This is a genomic window from Pedobacter mendelii (genome assembly GCF_014635725.1).
GTDB classification, from domain to species: Bacteria; Bacteroidota; Bacteroidia; order Sphingobacteriales; family Sphingobacteriaceae; genus Pedobacter; species Pedobacter mendelii.
In genome coordinates, this window is sequence record NZ_BMDJ01000001.1 from 752937 (window position 1) to 769110 (window position 16174).

At 34.0% G+C, this 16174-nt stretch carries 17 protein-coding genes, 1 rRNA gene and 1 pseudogene; 15 read left to right on the forward strand and 4 right to left on the reverse strand.

The features are described from left to right. Positions 1–13: 13 nt before the first annotated feature. From IEV50_RS03415 to IEV50_RS03425, 3 genes are all read right to left on the reverse strand, one after another. Positions 14–808, reverse strand: a complete 795-nt coding sequence (locus IEV50_RS03415) for a HEAT repeat domain-containing protein (RefSeq protein ID WP_188411828.1) — start codon at positions 806–808, stop codon at positions 14–16. Next, positions 801–1361, reverse strand: a complete 561-nt coding sequence (locus IEV50_RS03420) for an RNA polymerase sigma factor (protein WP_188411829.1) — start codon at positions 1359–1361, stop codon at positions 801–803. Before IEV50_RS03420 ends, IEV50_RS03415 begins: the two co-directional genes overlap by 8 nt. A gap of 247 nt (positions 1362–1608) precedes the next feature. Continuing rightward, a complete protein-coding gene (locus tag IEV50_RS03425; RefSeq protein ID WP_188411830.1) occupies positions 1609–2505 on the reverse strand; it encodes a hypothetical protein in 897 nt (298 codons plus the stop codon). Positions 2506–2882: 377 nt separating this feature from the next. Between IEV50_RS03425 and IEV50_RS03430 the strand changes: the two genes are divergently transcribed. From IEV50_RS03430 to IEV50_RS03500, 15 genes and pseudogenes are all read left to right on the forward strand, one after another. Further along, a complete protein-coding gene (locus IEV50_RS03430) occupies positions 2883–3074 on the forward strand; it encodes a hypothetical protein (RefSeq protein ID WP_188411831.1) in 192 nt (63 codons plus the stop codon). Between the two features lie 60 nt (positions 3075–3134). Then, the gene (locus IEV50_RS03435) at positions 3135–4799 is read left to right on the forward strand and encodes a tetratricopeptide repeat-containing sensor histidine kinase (RefSeq protein WP_188411832.1); all 1665 of its coding nucleotides are present in this window, start codon (positions 3135–3137) and stop codon (positions 4797–4799) included. A 9-nt stretch (positions 4800–4808) separates the two neighbouring features. After that, positions 4809–5474, forward strand: a complete 666-nt coding sequence (locus tag IEV50_RS03440) for a response regulator (RefSeq protein WP_188411833.1) — start codon at positions 4809–4811, stop codon at positions 5472–5474. 582 nt (positions 5475–6056) lie between these two features. Then, a complete protein-coding gene (locus IEV50_RS03445; RefSeq protein WP_229746605.1) occupies positions 6057–7058 on the forward strand; it encodes a type I restriction endonuclease in 1002 nt (333 codons plus the stop codon). Between the two features lie 662 nt (positions 7059–7720). Beyond that, a complete protein-coding gene (locus tag IEV50_RS03450) occupies positions 7721–8185 on the forward strand; it encodes a hypothetical protein (protein ID WP_188411834.1) in 465 nt (154 codons plus the stop codon). 7 nt (positions 8186–8192) lie between these two features. Next, positions 8193–9428, forward strand: a complete 1236-nt coding sequence (locus IEV50_RS03455; protein ID WP_188411835.1) for a DUF4407 domain-containing protein — start codon at positions 8193–8195, stop codon at positions 9426–9428. After that, positions 9428–10411, forward strand: a complete 984-nt coding sequence (locus IEV50_RS03460; RefSeq protein ID WP_188411836.1) for a DUF4407 domain-containing protein — start codon at positions 9428–9430, stop codon at positions 10409–10411. The genes IEV50_RS03455 and IEV50_RS03460 overlap by 1 nt, the downstream gene beginning before the upstream one ends. Next, positions 10408–12402 (forward strand): DnaJ domain-containing protein, encoded by a 1995-nt coding sequence (locus tag IEV50_RS03465; RefSeq protein WP_188411837.1) that lies wholly within the window; start codon positions 10408–10410, stop codon positions 12400–12402. The genes IEV50_RS03460 and IEV50_RS03465 overlap by 4 nt, the downstream gene beginning before the upstream one ends. 1 nt (position 12403) lies before the next feature. After that, on the forward strand, positions 12404–12910 hold the full coding sequence (locus IEV50_RS03470) for a hypothetical protein (protein ID WP_188411838.1): 507 nt from the start codon (positions 12404–12406) through the stop codon (positions 12908–12910). A 291-nt stretch (positions 12911–13201) separates the two neighbouring features. Beyond that, positions 13202–13462, forward strand: coding sequence for a hypothetical protein (locus IEV50_RS03475; protein ID WP_188411839.1), 261 nt, complete (start codon positions 13202–13204; stop codon positions 13460–13462). Further along, positions 13459–13773, forward strand: a pseudogene (locus IEV50_RS19800) (DUF6804 family protein). Before IEV50_RS03475 ends, IEV50_RS19800 begins: the two are co-directional and overlap by 4 nt. 27 nt (positions 13774–13800) lie before the next feature. Further along, positions 13801–14010: a hypothetical protein gene (locus IEV50_RS03485; RefSeq protein ID WP_188411840.1), complete on the forward strand. Its 210-nt coding sequence runs from the start codon at positions 13801–13803 to the stop codon at positions 14008–14010. Then, positions 13992–14516, forward strand: coding sequence for a thermonuclease family protein (locus tag IEV50_RS03490; protein ID WP_188411841.1), 525 nt, complete (start codon positions 13992–13994; stop codon positions 14514–14516). Before IEV50_RS03485 ends, IEV50_RS03490 begins: the two co-directional genes overlap by 19 nt. An 89-nt stretch (positions 14517–14605) precedes the next feature. Beyond that, complete coding sequence (locus tag IEV50_RS03495; RefSeq protein WP_188411842.1) at positions 14606–15052, forward strand: pyridoxamine 5'-phosphate oxidase family protein; 447 nt, start codon at positions 14606–14608, stop codon at positions 15050–15052. A 631-nt stretch (positions 15053–15683) separates the two neighbouring features. After that, positions 15684–15899 carry a hypothetical protein gene (locus tag IEV50_RS03500; RefSeq protein WP_188411843.1) on the forward strand — a complete coding sequence of 72 codons (216 nt, stop codon included), beginning with the start codon at positions 15684–15686 and terminating at the stop codon, positions 15897–15899. Positions 15900–16099: 200 nt separating this feature from the next. On the opposite strand, the gene rrf is transcribed toward IEV50_RS03500, so the two are convergent. Beyond that, positions 16100–16174: ribosomal RNA gene (gene rrf / locus IEV50_RS19995) — 5S ribosomal RNA — on the reverse strand; the annotation flags it as partial.

Consider the following 16174-nt stretch of genomic DNA (forward strand, 5'->3'; position numbering starts at 1 on the left):
TGTTTGCTTTTTATTATAATTTATCTTCTTTTAATAATATGCTGTACGCTTCATCCTTCACGGCATCAAAAGTATTTGGGTCGCTGGCAAGGGCATAAAGTTTATCGTTAATATTTAAGTTTTTCATTTTTCCCAATATAGTAACCAGGCCAAGCTGTACCATTGGGTCGTTTTGTGTATTTAGGGAGTGTACCAACAAGGCAGCTACATGCACATCGTAACTGTATTTTTCAAGTACGCTTAACGCTGCGAGCCTGACATTACTGTTATCATCTCCATTTAATGTTTTGGCCAACTTATCCAGTACATCATTGCTTATTTGTCCAGCTTTATCAATCGCCAGTATTGCCGATAACCTGGTACTCGAAGAACTGCTATCGCTAAGCTTTGCATAAACGTTATCGCTTACATTGTTGATTGGAAGCGAGACAAATGCCTTCGTTAATTTTCTTGCCGCAACTGGATGTTCGAACTGTTTTTCAATTGCAATCTGTGGGGTTTTACTGGTTTCAGTTACCTTAATTTCTTTGCTTGTTTTACCGGTTTTGGTTTTTACCATTTGTACACCTTTATTTAAGGAAGGTGTTGAATTGTTTTCCCTCAACAGTAAAAAGGCTGTGCCGAATGCAATTAAAACGGAGGCCGCGACCAACCATCTGGCTCCAATTGTGAGCCAAAAGTTCTTACTTTTTCTTTCCTGAACCGGTTGTAACCTTGCCTTAAATTCTTCGAGGTTAAAAGCGGGCGCTTCAAGCTCATCAAATGCTGCCCTGTTCTGCTCGACAAATTCTTTTATCGGATCATTCATAATAAGACTTGTCTTTTAAATGTGCTACTATTTTTTTCTTCGCCCGGTGGTACTGTGTGCGCACCGTAGCATGCGATATTCCAAGCATTGCTGCAATTTCTTCCTGATTCATCTTTTCGAACAGGTAAAGGTTTAAAATGGTGCGGTAACCATCGGGTAAATTTTCTATGCTTCTTTTTACATCCTCAACCTTACATTCGAAGATTTCATTTTCATTTACATCGTAATCTTCTTCGGCAACAGGCTCCATTTCGCCTAAATCTGCAAAAACAATTTTCCGTTTTCGCAAATGGTTAATTGCCCGGTTAATTGCCAAGCGCCTTAACCATGCTTCGAAACTCACCAAACCTTTTAATTTTTCCGGCTCGCTAAATACTGTAAAAAAAGTTTCCTGAAGGATATCTTCCGCCTCGCCGGTATGGGCAACAATGCGGCTTATTGAATTGTAAATACGCCTTGCATATCGGTTGTAAAGCCCGGTATAGCCGGCATCTTTACCCTCAAGGCACAATACAATCAATTCCTGATCAGTTATCTGTTCTTTCGGCTGCAATATGGTGTCGTTAAATTAGCTTCGTAATAGGTTTCTATCTGCAAGTCGCAGGATCTGGAATAATGTTGCATCTCATTTAAAAATTATTTTTAAATAATTGCTGCTGCAAGATAAGGCTTAGGAAAGTTTTTTAATTAAAACCTCCATTTGGCTAACGGCAACTTCCTCTGGAAAAGGAAGGGTTCAAGATTGAGGTTGATTTTCGGCGTTGTTAACGAAATCTTTTACCCGTGCTAAAATGAAATTTTTACCGCTTTAATGGTAAAATATATTTATCAAAAATGTAAGAAGTCATTGGTAAAAGCCTCTTTTCATTATTTACAGGGTTATCTCCGCTATCTGTATAAAACTCAATTTTACTATTTATTTTACCATAGAAAACTTTACCAATAGAATAGCTGGTTAATGTATCACGTTTCGTGATTCTTTTTAAATGATCAACTTTATTATCATCTAAAGCAACTACTGCTGCTTCGGGTAGTTTCGTATCACATGTTACTGGTTGATATTCGTCTCCTGTCCAATACATACATTGTTTATCTACCAATTTCCAGGTAAAGTAGCTACCACCCACTGCAGCAAATGCTGCAATAAAAGCATAAACTGCTTTCCTGATGTTTTGGTTTTTCCAGATTTTTATACCAGCAGGTTTTTCTTTCTCTCCGTCAGTGTCTGGTTGTTTTCCAATTTTTTCTTTCTCCTGATCACTAAAACCTTCAGGTTCAGTTGATGTTGTTTTCTCAATATCATCAACTAATTGTTCATCTTCTTCTTTAGCTTTTTTTTCTAAATTTTTGTAATATGAAATACTTGGTCTTGGCTGAAAATCTATTAACCATGCTAAGAGTTCAGTATTTTTTTCATCAGTCTTGGTAGTTGTCCCATTTAGGTGATTTAATAATGGCCTAAAACAACCATCATCAGCCTTGGATATAATCAAAGAAAAGTCAGTTTCTATCCTATCCTTATCAAAAAACTCTGAAAATATATCTTTAGCTTCTTCACTAGCATCATACTTTCTTAAACAAGCTTTTTTCAATTTCGCGGTAGTTGGTCTTAATAGTTTTAAAGGTAGCCCCATGCCTTCTTCTTTCTGTTTTTGCTTATAAGCAGCCAATACTACGTCTTGATAATCTTCAGGCATTTTTCAAAAATTTAAGCGTAAAAATAAAAAAGGAATTTCAGGAATTTTACGGTTTTCCAGAATCCAAAAAGAATTAAAAAAGAATTATGAGAACAACCGGAATTCCCTAACCAATAGCTTTTTAACCTCCACATATTTGTACTGTCAATCGGAACAAGCAACGATTCGCTATCGAAGCTAAATAAAAAAACTGATTGATAAAAGAGTAGATATCGCGGTGGTTCGTAACCGGTTTGGGAAGCAGTTATAAGCTCCCGCGATTGAAACTCAAAACACTTCCCAAATTTTCAGAAGGCCTTCTGATTTGCAATTGCAGTAATCCCCGCGAATGACCGCGGGGAACCTGCTGAGTTAAATCATTCTAAAAATTTGAAGTCATGTTTATACCATTATTTATTGCCATCCTATTAGGCTTGGCAACACCATCGAACACAAACCATTCTGCAACATGCAATGGAACAACGGTAAGTACTACTAATGCTGACCCAGGCGATCCGGGTGACCCTGGAGATCCTATCGATCCAGGAGATGGAACTGGTGGTGAAACAGGAACTAATCCTCCACGATAATTATTTTAAGCGGGCAATTGCCCGCTTATTTTTTTTATATTAGGGGTAAATTATCACTCCTTGAAAAATTTACGCTCACACTCTTTTTTAATAATACTTTTGTTTGTTTCCTGTAAAAAAATTACAACACGGCAAAGAGTACAAACCTTAAGCGAAAATTACACTCAAGCTTGGGTTTATCGGGATAGTGGTAAATTGGACAGCGCATACATCTCATTAAGTAAAGCAAAAGACGAATTTTTAGGACGTAAAGATAGTATCGGTGTTGCTAAAAGCTTAATTAACATGGCAGAAATTGCCTATCTAAAAGGTGATTATTTTGGTAGTCAGGAATTGGCAACACAGGTTGATTCATACCTTGACTCTACAAAAAAAGTCGAACGTGAATTATTATCTTCGAACTACAACACTTTAGGAAACGTTTCAAACGGATTGGAGCGGTATGAAGAAGGAAATACTTTTTTCAAAAAAGCGATATTATACACCAAAAACACTGCGGCATTAAATCTCTACTATAACAATATTGGGGTCGACTTATTGTATTTGAAAAGATATGGTGAAGCTATCTCATATTTTTCAAAATCTGCCGGAGATGAATCTTCTTCGACATCTGCTATGAAGTTGTCAAATATTGCAAAAGCTAAATGGCAACAAAATCCTGATTTCAACCCAGCACCTTTATTTCAAAAGGCTCTATCCATTAGGCTAAGTGATAATAATTTATGGGGTCAAAATTCCAGTTTTGCACACCTTGCTGATTATTACATGAAGAAACATCCAGATTCTGCTTTACTTTATGCGCAAAAAATGTATCACATTGCGCAAACATTGGTTAGCCCCGATGATCAATTAGAAGCCCTTCAAAAACTAATCAAACTCAGTCCCCAAAAAGAAGCCCGTCAATATTTTGAAATTTACCAGAATTTAAGTGACAGTGTTCAAACTGCCCGAAGTGCCGCTAAAAACCAGTTTGCACTCATCCGCTATGAAACTGAAAAAAATAAAGCAGACTTTTTAAAAGCCCAGGCAGAAAATATAAAGAAACAAAGCAGCATACTTATCAGAAACATCGGGATTGGTGTTTTAATTGTCTTTTCAACAGCCAGTTATCTTTGGTATAGAAGACGCCAAAAAATTCTAAGACAAGAGAAGGAAATTGAAGTTAAAAACACAGAAATAAAGTATGTAAAAAAGGTTCACGATCATGTTGCCAACAGGATTTATCAGGTAATGAATGAGATAGACAACCGCCCACAAATGGATAAAGATGAAGTGGCCGAAAAACTTGATGTAATTTATCACATTTCAAGAGACCTTTCTTACGAAAGCATCGATACAAAATATAAACAAGGCTTTGCGAAAGCGCTTTCAAAAATGTTTTCTTCTTATCAATCGGCAAAGGTTAATATCGTTGTAAACGGAAATGAAGAAAAAATTTGGGAGACCGTACAAGAAACTGCTAAAGAGGAGGTTTTTACCATTTTGCAAGAATTAATGACTAATATGAAGAAGCATAGTGAAGCGGATGTAGTACAATTAGCATTTCAACATGAGCAACAGCGCATTACGGTTTTATATTCGGATAATGGAAAAGGCATTCAGCATTTTTCGCCGGGAAACGGATTGAAGAATACGGAAACCCGTATTAAAAGTATTTCGGGCATAATTACTTTTGACACTAAAGCCAACGAGGGGCTTAATGTTAAATTCTCTTTTCCTATTTAAAATATTGTTATGTTCAAAAATGTATTAATCGCCGAAGACCATGAAATGGCAAATCTCTCCTTGCGTAATGTTATGAGTAATCTTGGCATTACAGTAGTTGATAAAGATTATGTATTTCAATGTGATGATGCATTTGCAAGAATACAAAAAGCGATTCGCGAAGGCAATCCGTACGAATTAATGATTACAGATTTATCTTTTGACGACGATTACCCAAAACAAAAAATCTCTGGTGGCAAAGAACTTATACAGGCGGTGAAAGAGGTACAGCCAGGTATAAAGGTGCTGGTATTTTCAAGTGAAAACCGGGCGCTTATTGCCAATTCTATTTTTAAAGAATTGAATATTGATGCTTATGTTCCGAAAGCACGTCACGATGCCAAAGACCTTAAACTGGCTATAGAAACTATTTACAGAAACAAAAAATACGTTTCGCCTAATCTCCGACAAAAAGAAACGCATATTCATCATTTTACGGATTATGATAAAATGATTGTTTCGTTACTTTCCAGCGGAAAAACTCAAAAGGAAATGCCCGATCTTTTAAAGGAAAATATGATGGAACCATCGGGACTAAGCAGTATTGAAAAACGCCTTAATACGATTAAAACATCCTTGAATATGACCAATAACGGGCAACTTATTGCGTATTGTATCGCAAATAAGATTATCTAACCGTTTCATGTTAGCCCTCCTGAATGCTCCTAAAAATGCAAAAAATTATATGGAAAATTCAGCAGGACAATAAGGCTAGATTAAGCATTAAACCAACATGATTTTCCATAAATAATTATTGAATTCGGGTTATATGGTATTCTATTTAGTATAGCCGATCATAGTTTTATACTTGCAGTTGGTAGCTTTATACTTTCAGTTGATAGTTTTGAATTTGCAGTAGACAGTTTTGAACTTTCAGTTAACAGTTCTATACTTTCAGTTGATAGTTTTGAATTTGCAGTTGGCAGTTTTAAACTTGCGGTTAACAGTTCTATACTTTCAGTTAGTAGTTTTAAACTTTCAGTTGATGGTTCTATGTTAGCAGTTGGTAACTTTATCGTAGAGGTAGCTAGTTGTTATTTTGCAGGAGGCGATATTAAGTTTTCAGTAATCGGTTAGCTTTTTGATAAGCAGCCCTTCAGCTAAGATTCATATTATATTTTCTTCGAAATAGTTTTTTGCATTACGGGAAACCGTAAGGAAAGTGCTTTCCAGCACGGTACTTTTGAATAGACCAACAGAAAAATCATTCCTAAAACTATGGAACTAAAATTAAAGCTCGAACAACTCCATCAGCGGGTAAACGGTTTAAAAGATCAGATTAATACTGAAGAAGCCACCAAAAACGCTTTTGTAATGCCATTTATTCAAATTTTAGGCTATGATATTTTTAACCCAACAGAAGTTATACCTGAACATATATGCGATATCGGAACCAAAAAAGGCGAGAAGATAGACTATGTTATCAAAAAAAATAACGAGCCCATCTTAATTTTCGAATGCAAACACTGGAAAGAAAATGCTGATGCACACAATTCTCAATTGCACAGGTATTACCATGTATCTAAAGCCAGGTTTGGTGTTTTAACAAACGGTACTATTTATAATTTTTATTCTGATTTGGAGAAACCGAACATCATGGATGAGAAACCTTTCTTAACCATTGATATTGAGGATTTAAAAGACAGCTCGATTAAAATACTCGAAAGCTTTACCAAAAACGAATATAACCTGGAGAATATTTTAGATTCTGCAGAAGCCCTGAAATACATAAAAGCAATCCGTAAAGAATTCGAAAAAGATATTGAAAACCCTTCTGATGAAATTGTTAAACTTTTAGTAAGCAGATTCTTTGATAAGCCATTAACGGCAAGCCGTATGGCAACATTTAAAGAATATACTAAAAAGGCATTGACTACTTCTATAAATGAATCAATCAGTTATCGATTAAAATCGGCTTTAAACATTAATGAAAAAATTGAACAGTCTGATGATGGTAAAACAAATCCTGTTGATGTACATCCTGAGGTTTCAAAAGTTGTGACTACGGCTGAAGAATTAGAAGCTTTTCAAATCGTGAAGGCCATTTTACGGGAAAAGATTCCATCCGATCGAATTTCACCCAGGGATACGCAATCTTACTTCGGAATATTGCTCGATGACAACAACAGGAAACCCATTTGCCGATTCCATTTTAACACATCAAAAAAATACCTGGAAACTTTTCAAACGGGAAAGATGCCGGAGAAAAAATATTGCTGACCAACCTAGATGAAATTTATAATTTCCGAGCCCAGCTTCATCAAACGATAGCGCAATATTAACTTAAATTAATGCCTCAACGCTCAGATAAATGCAGGAGATTGTTCCAATGTTCGCTTACATTTACATCAGGAACAATCCCGCATTTTGAAATCCTTTTTTTCCGGCAGGTAAATTTATTAGGTTGCCGGGAAGCCAAAATCTACATTATTTTTTCTTCAAAATAGTTTTTTGCTTTACGGGAAACCGTAAAGAAAGACTTGCGGGGTTGCATATTTTTGAGATAACAAATATCAAGGTATAAATCATTTAATAAAATTAAATATGGAAGCACCACTACAAAATGAGACAACATTTTATCAAGACTCAAATGTTACTGTTACTCAATCCAGGTATGTAACCAATTCAAAAACAAATGGAAATACATTTAAGAAAAATTGAAATACTGTAAAATCAAGACTGTAGTTTAGGTAAAATAGAATTATTGTTTTATTAAAATAAAAGATATATTTAACGTAAATATCTGTATACCAACAGATAATATCTTAATGACTCTCCATCATGCACAATCTACCCGAATTAATACTTGTTACCGGTATTTCATTTATTCAATTTTTACCTGGTTTTTCCTTAGAAATCAAAATAATTAATGCTAAGCGTTTATGAGAAATTTTAAGACAGTCTGTTTCTGGATAAAAAACATCTTTACTGTTAAGCTTCCTAATTTGGCTAAATTGGATTATGCTGACTATATCATTGAAGATAAAAGTTATCTCATTTTTAGCTGGAGCATGGAAAATGCACATTGGTTAAAAATTAAATCGCTCAAATATAAATCCTTTTTAAAATCAGGTTCAGCCTATATTGCAATTAATGGAAATGTGGACCAATTAGAAATTATTATTTCCAATTCCTGGCGCAGCAGAAAATATTTACTTAAACTCCATCAAGTAAGTATAAATGAACCTATAGAATTCCCTGCAACCTTGCAGGTTTCGTTTGAAGCTAAAATCGTAATCCCAAATCCAAAACAAAAGTTTTCAAAACTAAAATTGAATTATTTTAAAGCAAATCTTGTCGACGAAAGACAAATCAAAAGAATTATCAATATTTCATACCCTAATTAACAATCTTATGAATAGTGAATTTTATCAATCTCCGAAGTCAAGTAGATTCATGCGGCTTTTTTGGAAAGCTGCAGGTGCTGACCGGTTTATTTTGGAAAGAAGTACATATGGTGATCAGATCAAATATGTTTGCCTTGGCGGAATTATTATCGCTACTGGTGTAATGGCAGCAATAGCCGGGGGATATGCGTTTTACACCATATTTGCACCAAAAGGAAATGCGATAGATTCTTTCAAGGCAGTTGAAGGCATTGCCAGTAATTACGACCCTACGGATGTACCTACAGCATTAATTTCAATTGTATTTGGATTAATCTGGGGTGCGATTATATTCAACATCGATAGGTTTATTGTTACAAGTACAGGCAAAGGTGATGGAACCGAAGCAATTACCAGAAAAGAATTAGTTGGTGCACTTCCACGCATTATTATGGGTGCTATTATCGCCTTAACCATATCAAAACCTGTTGAGATAAGAATGTTCAAAACAGAAATTGATGTTGCTTTACACGCTAAACAAATTAAACAGGAACAAGCTTATAAAGCCGAGATTGAGAAAGTTGCAAATGGCGAGATTGACAAAAAGCAGGCTATAATCAGAGAGCAGCTTAACAGGATTGCCCGATTAGACAGTATTAGCACAGTCCGAAAAGCGGATATAGCCTATGAAAATTCTCATGGTGGTTGTTCTTTGAAATGCACCGAATTTAAAAATCAACTGGTCTCAAATCAAGCAGAAGTTACCGCAATAAAGAGTGACCCGGAATTTATAAAGGTGAAAAAGGATCTTGAAGCCTTAGAAACAGATAAACTTAATAAATTAAAAGAAAGTGGAAAGGTTGCCGCGGGTTTAGATGGTTTATTGGAAAGAATAAAACTGGCACATGAAGAAGCCGGGTGGGTAATTTCCATGTTTGTTACGCTGTTATTTATGACAATCGAATTAACACCCATTTTCTTCAAGTTAATGCTCATTAAAAGTCCTTATGACTACATGGAAGAAAACATTAAAGAGTTAATTAAAGCAGATAAGGGTATTGAAATTCAACATAACTTTTATCCGGATGGAGAAGGAATAGAACGAGATCTTGTTATTAATCATCAGGTATTAAGAATCCTGAAAGAAAAAATTCAGCTGCTTGAAGCACAAAGTGCTTTAAGCAATGAGGCGATTAATGCATGGAAGCATAAAAAGCAAAATGACATTAATAATAATCCGGACGCATATTTAAGTGAAGAGTAATGGCTAAGCAAAGGTATGTCAGATTTTGGAGCAGAAGATCTATTGTAAGTTTGATTGGCATTGATTATCCTATTCTGGAACAATCGGAGCATGATAATCTACCTAAATTTTATTTTGCAGGGTTCTTAGTATTAGGCATTCTAGCAATTAGTTTTTGCTCCGTATTCTATGCCTTTGATTTAATGTTTGACATGTGGCATGCAGAAATTTTACTATCCTCCTTTTTTTCGTTAATGTTTTTCACCATTTATATATTCCTGATTCAGACCTTTTCTAAAGAAGTATTTCCTACTACTTATCGGTTTAAGTTTTTTAACCTTTCGAATTTATCAAGAATCGGATTTGTATTTATGATCGGTTTTCTGCTTGCTCAACCAATAAAAATATTTTTATACAGGCATCACTTGGATAACGATTTGCAGCAATACAAAACTCAATTATATCAGGAATTTTCGAAAGTCAATGCAAATCTTTATGCTACAGATATAGCCAAATTGCTTAGCGAAAAAAACAGCTATCAATTGATGGCTAAATCGGAAACCTTAAATACCGAAATATCAAAAATTGATGCTGAAGTTCTTAAAATAAATGACCAAATAAATCTGGCAAACTTTAAGGCTAGAGAGACCATCTATAACTCTAATTTCTTTATTAAACGAATAGAAATTGCAAACAAATATCCTGGTTCATTTCTGATTGTAACTTTGGTTCTGGTGCTATTTTTTACTCCAATCTTATTAATTTATTCTATCTCCGGAACAAGTGAGTATTACAAGATTAAAAAAGCTAATGACAAAATACTGGTGCTTTCAGACTATTCTGTATTTAAATATAAATATACACAGATGTTTGAAAAAAAATATGGATTGATGAACGTTAACTTTTATGAACCATTTTCAGATCCACCATTTAATACAAAAAAGAAAACTCAACCTGAATATTTGAATCAGGAAACTTTTTTTAATGACCTGATTGAGTTATGAAAGACTTTAAAAAGGATTATTATAAGATTTTAGAGCTTAATGCATCAGCAACAATTGATGAAGTTAAACTTGCATACAGGAAGCAGGCCAAAAAACACCATCCCGATTTAAACCCTGATAATTCGGAATGTGAAAACTTAATTAAAGACATTAATGAAGCATATGAAGTTCTTGGGAATAAGGATGAGCGTTTCGCTTATGATCAATACTTACTAGATAAAAAAGCAAAGCGCAAATATGAATCCACAACGAAAGCTCAAACAAATAAAAACAAAAGAACATATACTAAAACTACTACAAAATATAAAGAAGAACGAACGTATTTAAAAGGAAAAATCTTTATTAAGTATTGCGGTAAACACGATGAAAGAGATGCGGAGAATATTTTAAGAGAAACCTTTTATAAATTAAAGATTACACAAACTAATGCTGTAATTGAACAAACTTGTAAGCTACAAACATCAGAGGAATTTTTGAAAGTCTTTGCCGAAAATAAACCTTTAAATTTAAATATAGAACAGCCGATAAGCTGTCAGATTCTTGATAAGAATAAATTAATTCAGAATTATAAATTACACCTCCTAAATCTAACTGTTCCTAATCCAGAAATTACAAATGTAACTAAACACGAAGGTGAAAGTTTCGGAATTATAACAGGATCATTCTATTGTTATGTAAGGGAAATTAAGAGTTATGAAGAGGAGATACTTGTTGACGAATGCTTCGGTGAAACCGGCGAATCTGAAGAAAAAGTCGAAAATGGTATAAAATATTTCAGGAAAGAATACTATAATACTGACTGTAGTAAATATTGGGGTAATTGGATTGCTGAAATTATCAATACTAAATATACAGGAAGAACACAAACCTCGGGTAGTTACATAAGGCATGAGTATACTTATGGTAGTAGTAAGAGATCCCAATGGAGTACCTGGAAATACACTCCCCGGACTGTAACCAATAATAGTGGCTGTTTGGGTTCTTTTGGGAGCATATTAGGAATCGGTCTTGGAATTCTGTTTATTTTGTTTTTAATTCCAAAACTTGTTTTCCTATTACCGTTTATTTTAATTCCGTTCCTATTAAACTTATTACCTTCCAAATTCTGGAATTGGATATTCAGGATTGCTTTTATTTTATTTGGATTATTATTCTCATTCGCAATAATTTCATCACTAATTGGCACAAGTTATAAAAAAGAGGAACAGGCAGTTGTTAAACCAAAACCTTTAATTGAAAAACCAAAATATACGCCTGTTATAAATCCCAGACCTTCAAATCAATCAAATCAAATTCTAGATACATTGATTACCCATTATATGACTTGGGAAGACTATAAAGGTAAAACTTACGAAGGAAATTTTTCAGTCAAAAAAAGCGCTTGGGATCAGGCACATTTTTACAAACAAAATCTGGATATTTCAGGTGATAGTGAAAATAATTACGACAAAATAATTTTTTCACTTAAAGAGAATGATAAGGATAAATTAGCCGGACTATATTCTATGTTCGACTCAATAGAGAGAGGGAATAAACCAAATCCTATGGAATTTGCGGAGATAATAGTTTCATTCGTACAGGCCATTCCTTACACAATAATACTTCCAAACGAATGTAATTCTAAGTATTACCAAGATGAATTTACTGCCAAGTATCTTTCCAGTCCTGATGCGAGATGTGACGGTTTCGAAAAATACGGCATCAATACACCTGTAGAATTTGTTGCCAATTTGAATGGAGATTGCGATACCCGAACTTTATTACTTTATACAGTATTATCTCATTATAATTATGATGTTGCTTTATTAAGCAGTTCGCACTACAGCCACTCGATTCTGGGTATAAACTTACCTTATGAAGGGGTTTCTTTTAATTACAATAACCAACGATATATTTTCTGGGAAACGACGGTACAAAATATCAAGCCCGGTATTCTTTCAGATGAAATTTCAAATACAGATTACTGGCGAATTTCTTTAAAATCAAAATAATATGAACTCATTAAAATTAATCACCATTTCAGTTTCGGTTATCTTATCCTTTTTGCTGCTAATATTTATTATTTACTTTTTGACGAAGAAGTTTAAATCCAAACTCAACAATGATGGAAGGCTCAAAGTATCATTTGGAATATGGTACGCTGCACTTTTTTTATCTGGCTCAAATGTAATCTCAGTCGTAATAAATACTGTGACTGAAGTTATCGATAATTTAATTAAAATTAACCCAAAAAAATTCAATCTACAATTAGTTCAATCAATATCATTAATTACAGGTGTAGGCTTTATATGGTTTGTTCTGTGGTTTTTTGTAATAAAGTTTCTAATAAATACTATCAGATTAAAAGTTGATGAACATCAGGAAATGGAAGACGATAACATTAGTTATTTTATAATTAAAGCCGCGATGTTAATAGGATTAGTTTTTAGCTTATCCTCTTTGCTCAGCCTAATATTGAGGACACTAATCCCAAATGTTGAAGTACCCTTTTATCATTAATAAACTCTCATGAAAAAACTTTTATTTACAACGCTGCTTTGTCTAAGTATTAAATGTTGCTTTGGACAATCTTATTTAGGTTCAATAATAAAAATTGTTAACCTCCGCACAGGACCTGGGATAGATTATGAGATTTTAAAATCATTAAAACCAGGCACCTAAATTTTTATAGTTTCTTTAGCTCTAGACAATGATTTTTTTAACATTATTGATATTAAAACAAATCAAGAAGGTTTTGTTAAAAAATCTTTTGTGAAACTAATAAAGGAAATAAAGTTAAATGAACCGGGAATGTTCACTCCAGATGGAAGTCCATCAGGCTACAATCCAGAAATTGAAATTTACAATAACACAAATAAAATATTAACCCTCAAGCTTAATGAAGAGATGTATCATTTCAATTTCCAAGAAAAGAAAACGATTACTTTATCTCCAAATTCATACCATTATAGGGCTTCTGCGGCTGGAGTGATACCTAACATTGGCAATGAAGAAATCAAAGGAAATACGAAATATACTTGGCAATTCTATATAGTTAAACGATACAGATGATAAATCTAATTAAGTTAATACTATCAACAATGATATTCCTTTGCCTGCTAAACATGCCTTATGGATACTACTATCAACTCTTACGCTTTGTTGTGCTAATCGGTTTTGCATTTTTAGCTTATGATGCTCAAAAGAAAGGATATCAAAAAGAGCTTATTTTCTATTGTACACTGGCCTTACTTTTTTAACCCTTTTTCAAAATAGCATTAGGTCGCCCCCTATGGAATGTAGCTGATGTTGTTATAGCTATCGGAATAATTACATCAATTTTTATAAAATTAGATTCTCAGGATAAAAAAACCAGTAAGTAACATCTCTTTAATCACATCCCAAATTTCATGAAAACACTATTTCTTTTACTCTTTATTATAACTATAAAGTATTCGCTGGCTCCAAAAGAAGTTTACATCTGCAATAATGGCAATACAAAAAAATACCACTATACATCCAATTGCCGTGGCTTAAGCAATTGCTCCTATAAAATTGTTAAAAGCACAATAGATAAAGCTAAAAAAGACGGTAAAACATTATGTGGCTGGGAAAAGTAATTACGCTAGTTTTATTATTAACCTTTCAAGCCTGCCATATTCCGGCAAGCGAGGGCAAGCCTGTATATAGCAGCCAACTTGATTTTACGGCCAAAGTAATTCGCATTATAGATGGCGATACTATGGAAGTGCTGTACAAGCATGCGCCAGTAAAAGTCCGTTTAGCCCATATTGATTGCCCGGAAAAAAGGGGTTCGCAGCCATTCGGTAATAATGCTAAAAAAGCACTATCTGATTTATGTTTCGGGCAGATGGTTAATGTTAAAGGAGAGAAATACGATCGTTATAAAAGGCTAATTGCCGTTGTTATCAATAAAAAAAAGCAAATCATCAACCAGGAAATGATAAGGCAAGGCATGGCCTGGCATTTTAAGAAGTACTCTTCTGATAAGCTTTATGCGAAACTAGAAATCATTGCCAGAGAAAAGAAAGTAGGTTTATGGCATGATGTTAACCCAATAGCACCCTGGGAATGGCGAAAATCAAAAATAGTTTATCTCCGCTAGCCATCTAAATCACCTAATTAAGTGATCCTTGTCATCTCTTCTCGCTCTGTATTTGTGTAGCTTTAGCTTAGAAATTAAAAAACACCACTATGTTAGGAGATTTAAATAAAGGCCAGCTCATTGATTTCTTAGAGCAGCAGGTGGTCGGCAGGCTTGGATGTCATGCCGATGGTGAAACGTATATTGTTCCGATTAATTATGTTTACAGAAATAATGCAATTTACGGCCATTCGGGGAACGGCAAAAAGATAAACATGATGCGGGCGAACCCACGAGTTTGTTTTCAGGTCGATGAAATTATCGATACCTTCCGGTGGAAAAGTGCCATACTTTTGGGAAATTATTCCGAACTTATAGGTGAAGAAAGGCAGCAAGCGATGCAGGGCATAATCCACACCATTATGCCATTAACCAACAGACCATCGGAAGAACCTTCACACGGCATCCCCAAGGTAGAGCATGAACACATCATTGTATATAAAATCGAATTGACATCCGTTAGCGGGAAATTCGAATCGCATGATTTAGAAGCTTAAACAGCACATTTTATACCCATGTTAAAAATTTTATAATTATTATTGAGGCAAAAACAATTGCTATTCAGGACATTTGTCGGCAAATAATATAAATATGAGATAATTTGGGCTTTATTTGGTTAAAACTTAAATAGGTTTTTAATTGAGATATTGTTCAGAATATAAAATTAAAGAAAGTGGAAAATTTAAACCTTCTTCCCGGCATATCAATCCGCATAAAATAGATAGCTCTAGCTTTTACTATCAGGCATAATAATGTAATTTAGGATAATTATTCACTTTCGCATTATTAAAAATACCAGTTTCTTGAAATGCTGCACTTGTTAACTTACGAATAAATAAATCTAAATAGTGCGTAAGCGATTATACCCTGATTTTTCAAAAACATAAACTTAATCCTACAACTTTTACCTCTTTTTGTTTAACTTGGTATCAAAATTGAATTGATTCTATTTGGCAATGAGAAGGTTACCTCTCATTGTATTTGCTTATTATATTTTGGCGACGTATTATGTTCATGAGGACAATACATCAACTGCAGATATAAGGCTATAATAGAATTTATTTAGAACATGGTAAAGGTTTACTTTTTAAAAGAAATAACGATACCAATAGCAAACGAATTATTGCAATGATTAAAACAAATAATTTACACGTCCGTACTGTATTAAAAATTAACCCTTTAAAATTTAAGGAACTTTTACCCGCTTACGAGTTAAATATTGCTGCAAACTCGTTAACTATTTTTAAGAGGATAGAAAATCCTACTCCAAAAGAAGAAGTAATTTACACTGAAAAAACCACATTAGAAATTGCTTTTGAGGCATACAGCAACCATGAAAGTTAGGGGATCATTAACTACTCAAGTTAACCAAAATAATTAAAGTTTGCGTTTTAAAAGGTTTTGGGCATAACAATCACATTTGCTTTCTGCTGTTGTTTCTTTATTCATTTTTGGTTTTTGATATTTTATTTCAATAAACGAAGAAACCCCTACAGTTGTTACTGCAAGGGTTCTTGTTAAGAGCCTGTTTTGAGGCTTTTAAGATTTGGCACCGACCTACTCTCCCACGTGTTACCGCAGTACCATCGGCTCTGGTGGGCTTAACTTCTCTGTTCGGA

Excerpts from the sequence above, each read along its gene's own strand:
- IEV50_RS03415 (WP_188411828.1), bottom strand. The coding sequence starts at position 808 with ATGAATGATCCGATAAAAGAATTTGTCGAGCAGAACAGGGCAGCATTT.
- IEV50_RS03425 (WP_188411830.1), bottom strand. The coding sequence starts at position 2,505 with ATGCCTGAAGATTATCAAGACGTAGTATTGGCTGCTTATAAGCAAAAA.
- IEV50_RS03430 (WP_188411831.1), top strand. The coding sequence starts at position 2,883 with ATGTTTATACCATTATTTATTGCCATCCTATTAGGCTTGGCAACACCA.
- IEV50_RS03440 (WP_188411833.1), top strand. The coding sequence starts at position 4,809 with ATGTTCAAAAATGTATTAATCGCCGAAGACCATGAAATGGCAAATCTC.
- IEV50_RS03445 (WP_229746605.1), top strand. The coding sequence starts at position 6,057 with ATGGAACTAAAATTAAAGCTCGAACAACTCCATCAGCGGGTAAACGGT.
- IEV50_RS03450 (WP_188411834.1), top strand. The coding sequence starts at position 7,721 with ATGAGAAATTTTAAGACAGTCTGTTTCTGGATAAAAAACATCTTTACT.
- IEV50_RS03455 (WP_188411835.1), top strand. The coding sequence starts at position 8,193 with ATGAATAGTGAATTTTATCAATCTCCGAAGTCAAGTAGATTCATGCGG.
- IEV50_RS03460 (WP_188411836.1), top strand. The coding sequence starts at position 9,428 with ATGGCTAAGCAAAGGTATGTCAGATTTTGGAGCAGAAGATCTATTGTA.
- IEV50_RS03465 (WP_188411837.1), top strand. The coding sequence starts at position 10,408 with ATGAAAGACTTTAAAAAGGATTATTATAAGATTTTAGAGCTTAATGCA.
- IEV50_RS03470 (WP_188411838.1), top strand. The coding sequence starts at position 12,404 with ATGAACTCATTAAAATTAATCACCATTTCAGTTTCGGTTATCTTATCC.
- IEV50_RS03475 (WP_188411839.1), top strand. The coding sequence starts at position 13,202 with ATGTTCACTCCAGATGGAAGTCCATCAGGCTACAATCCAGAAATTGAA.
- IEV50_RS03485 (WP_188411840.1), top strand. The coding sequence starts at position 13,801 with ATGAAAACACTATTTCTTTTACTCTTTATTATAACTATAAAGTATTCG.
- IEV50_RS03490 (WP_188411841.1), top strand. The coding sequence starts at position 13,992 with ATGTGGCTGGGAAAAGTAATTACGCTAGTTTTATTATTAACCTTTCAA.
- IEV50_RS03495 (WP_188411842.1), top strand. The coding sequence starts at position 14,606 with ATGTTAGGAGATTTAAATAAAGGCCAGCTCATTGATTTCTTAGAGCAG.
- IEV50_RS03500 (WP_188411843.1), top strand. The coding sequence starts at position 15,684 with ATGATTAAAACAAATAATTTACACGTCCGTACTGTATTAAAAATTAAC.